2 protein-coding genes are annotated in these 4,158 nt (G+C 68.4%); one reads left to right on the forward strand and one right to left on the reverse strand.

Translation table 11 applies throughout. The features are described 5' to 3' along the window. A partial coding sequence (locus ACWDSL_RS52225) for a response regulator (RefSeq protein WP_450496678.1) occupies positions 1-230 on the reverse strand: 230 nt, incomplete at its 3' end. A 503-nt stretch (positions 231-733) separates the two neighbouring features. On the opposite strand from ACWDSL_RS52225, the gene ACWDSL_RS52230 reads away from it, so the two are divergent. Then, positions 734-4,057 (forward strand): S8 family peptidase, encoded by a 3,324-nt coding sequence (locus ACWDSL_RS52230; protein WP_450496680.1) that lies wholly within the window; start codon positions 734-736, stop codon positions 4,055-4,057. The last annotated feature ends 101 nt before the right edge of the window (positions 4,058-4,158 follow it).

The following is a 4,158-nucleotide window of genomic DNA, read 5'->3' on the forward strand; positions in this document are numbered from 1 at the left end:
ACGAGGATGGGGGTCGCGTTGTTCTCCCGGCGCAGCTGGGCGCAGACCTTGTAGCCGTTGAGCCCGGGCAGCATCAAGTCCAGTACCACAAGGGCGTATTCGCCGGTCCGGGCCATCCACAGTCCCTGTCGGCCGTCATGGGCGAGGTCGACGCTGTAGCCCTCGGCGGTCAGACCGGTGTGCAGGGTGTGGGCAAGGTCCACCTCGTCTTCGACCACCAGGATGCGCATGCGGTGCAGCCTCGCACAGCGCCGGCCCGCCTTCCTGATCGGCCGGTCAGGTTGGATCAGCGTCCGGTCAACGAGGTCCCGGCATGCTGGCCGAGTCTCTTCGCCACTACTGAAAGGCCCTGCCACCGATGTCCGTTGCTGAACGTGCCCCCGCCGCGGCCAGGACGGTTTCCCCTCCCGCACGCGCCCGTCGTCAGTCACCGCTCCGGCCTGTGACCGATGGCGGTCCCCAGCCTCGGGCGCGTCTGCGGTGACGCGGGGGTGCTGAGCCGAGTTGGTCAAGCTCAAGGGCACGACGGGCCATCATCACGCCACAAGCGATGGGGAGGTCCGAGCGGGCGAGCGAAAGCGAACCCTTGCCCTTACGAGCCGACATGAGGAACACCGCGTCGATGGCGAAGCGGGCGGCGGCAGATTTACGCCTGACCAGCAGAAACCCAGTGATTACAGCCGGAAGACAACAAGTTCTCAGATAGCCTCCAGGGGGAGACTTGCGCAGACAAGTGAAAAGAGCGTGCGCGGCCACGATCGCCACGGCGGCAGCCGTGGCCCTGGCGGCGGGCATGACCAGCCCGGCGTCGGCGGGGCCCGAGCGTACGGCCGGTGACCAGGCCGTACAGACCACGCCCAAGTACCGCGTCACCCTGATCACCGGCGACCGTGTCGTCGTCGACGCCAAGGGCCGCGTCATCGGCCTGGAGCGGGCCAAGGGCCGCGAGGGGATACCCGTCCAGATCCGCAAGGCCGACGGGCACACCCTCGTCGTGCCGGCCGACGCGGCACGGCTGATAGCCGACGGCAGACTCGACCGGCGGCTCTTCGACGTCACCGAGCTCAACAAGTCGGCCAACCGCAAGGCCCAGAAGCAGGGCCTCAAGCTGATCGTCGGCTACAGCGGCACGGCCGCCGCGGCGAAGGCGGACGTCCGGGAGGCCGGCGACACCAAGGTCCGCAGGACCCTGAAGTCGCTGAACGCGGACGCGGTGCTGACGCCCAAGGGCGACGCGCCCGACCTGTGGGCCGCGGTCACCGACACGCCGTCCGGCGGCGCGAAGACCGCCTCCGGCATCGCCCACGTGTGGCTCGACGGGGTCCGCAAGGCCAGCCTCGACAAGTCCGTTCCGCAGATCGGCGCCGACAAGGCGTGGGCCGCCGGGTACAACGGCAAGGGTGTCAAGATCGCCGTCCTCGACACCGGTGTCGACGCGACCCACCCGGACCTCAAGGAGCAGGTGGTCGGGGAGAAGAACTTCTCCACGTCCCCGGACGCGACCGACAAGTACGGCCACGGCACGCACGTCGCGTCCATCGCGGCCGGTACGGGAGCCAAGTCGGCGGGCAAGTACAAGGGCGTCGCACCGGGCGCCAAGCTGCTCAACGGCAAGGTGCTCGGCGACGACGGCTCCGGCGACGACTCCGGCATCCTCGCCGGCATGGAGTGGGCGGTCGAGCAGGGCGCCGACGTCGTGAACCTCAGCCTCGGCGGCGGGGACACCCCCGACATCGACCCGCTTGAGGCCCAGGTCAACGAGCTGTCCAAGGAGAAGGGCGTCCTCTTCGCCATCGCCGCGGGCAACGACGGCGACTTGGGCGAGCAGACGATCGGCTCCCCGGGCAGCGCGGAGGCCGCGCTCACCGTGGGCGCCGTCGACGACACCGACAAGCTGGCCTCGTTCTCCAGCACGGGCCCCGGCCTCGACGGGCAGATCAAGCCCGACGTGACCGCACCCGGCGTGGACACCACGGCCGCCTCGGCCCCGGGCAGCGTCATAGCCCAGGAGGTCGGCGAGAAGCCGCCCGGCTACGTGAGCATCTCGGGTACGTCGATGGCCACCCCGCATGTCGCGGGCGCCGCGGCGATCCTGAAGCAGCAGCACCCCGACTGGACGTACACCCAGCTCAAGGGTGCGCTGACCGGCTCCGCGAAGGGCGGCAAGTACACGCCGTTCCAGCAGGGTTCGGGCCGGATCCAGGTCGACAAGGCCATCAAGCAGACCGTGGTCGCCGACCCGACGTCGGTGAGCTTCGGCCTCCAGCAGTGGCCGCACACCGACGACAAGCCGGTCACCGACAAGGTCACGTACAAGAACCTCGGGAAGACCGATGTCACGCTGACCCTCGCGGTGACGGCCACCGACCCGAAGGGGCAGGCCGCACCGGCCGGCTTCTTCACGCTCGGCACCAAGACGCTGACCGTCCCGGCGGGCGGCTCGGCCTCCGCCGACCTCACGGTCAACACGAAGCAGGGCGGCACGCTCGACGGCGCCTACTCCGCGTACGTGACCGCCACCGGCGGCGGCCAGAGCGTACGCACGGCGGCGACGGTGCAGCGCGAGGTGGAGTCGTACGACGTCACGCTCAAGTTCATCGACCGTGACGGCAACCCGGCGAAGTACTACAACGCCGAACTGGACGGTGTCACCGGGCTCGCACAGGGCAAGTGGTACTCGCCCTACGACGAGTCCGGCACCGTCAAGGTCCGCTTTCCCAAGGGCGGTTACATCTTCAACTCGGCCGTCCACGTCGACCCGGATGACCCCGCCAAGGGCTTCGACTGGGTGACGCAGCCGAAGCTGAGCATCACCAAGAAGGCCACGATCACGGTGGACGCGCGGACCGCGAAGCCGGTGGACATCACCGTGCCCGACGCGGCGGCGAAGTCGGAGGTCGCTACGCCGTTGTACACCGTCGGCGTGCCGGACGGCAGCAACTCGTACGGCTGGTGGCTGGACTCGTACGCCAACTTCCGTACCGCGTACGCCGGCCTGCAGATCACCGACGGCAGCCTGTACCAGCAGTGGGGCGGTCACTGGGTCAAGCCCGCCGAGGAGTACGACACCCTCGCCGGCGGCAAGGTCAAGCAGCTCGCCACCGGTTACACCAAGCGCTACAAGGCGAGTGAACTGGCCACGGTGAAGACCGGTCTGGGCGCCTCGTCGAGCGGTAAGAAGGGCGTGATCTACGCCTGGGGCGAGCTGCCCGGCAGTACAAACACCTTTGCACCCGGGGTCCAGCAGAAGCTGCCCGGCACGCGCACGCTGCGCCTGTCCACCGCGGGCGGGGCGAAGTGGAAACTCGACTTCGAGCAGCACGGCGGGGTCGACGAGTCCGGCTCCCCGATCGTCGAGGCCTTCTACACGCTCGGCACCCCGCAGACCCTGAAGGCGGGCAAGAGCTACGGGAAGACCTTCAACACGGCGGTCTTCGGCCCGCGTGTCGGCTCAAGTCTCGGTATCTACCGCGAGGGCAACGGCATTTACGGCTACCTGCCGGTGTTCACCGACGGCAAGACCCACTCCGGTTCCTCGCTCTACTCGTCGGTCACCACGACCCTCTATCGCAACGGCGCCAAGGTCGGCTCGAACAGCGACCCACTGGAAGGGGCGGGCATCTTCACGGTTCCGGCCGGTGACGCCGCGTACAAACTGACCACCTCGGTCAAGCGCAGCGTCAAGGTCGCCGCGGCATCCACCCGCGTCGACGCCAGCTGGACCTTCCGCTCCAAGAAGGCCGACCTGGCCAAGCTGCCCGCGTCCTCGATCCGCTTCGACGCGGCCGTCGGCCTGGACAGCAGGGCTCCGGCCGACAAGAAGGTCTCCGTCCCGGTGACCGTCCAGGGCTCGGCAGCGGGCTCGAACCTGAAGTCCCTGTCGGTGTACGTGTCGTACGACTACGGCCAGACCTGGAAGAAGGTACCCGTCAAGAACGGCAAGATTGCGGTCACGAACCCGGCCAAGGGCAAGGGGATCTCGTTCCACGCCAAGATCGCCGACAAGAAGGGCAACAAGTCGACGATCTCGCTTTACAACGCGTACTACGGGAAGTGACCTGATCCGGTGGATCACCGACAGGTTCGCTGAACGCACTCATACACGGACGGCCCCCCCGCACGCAAACATAAGGCCGGGCGGCCGGGGAGGGGTGAGGT

This window comes from Streptomyces sp. NPDC000941 (assembly GCF_053599555.1).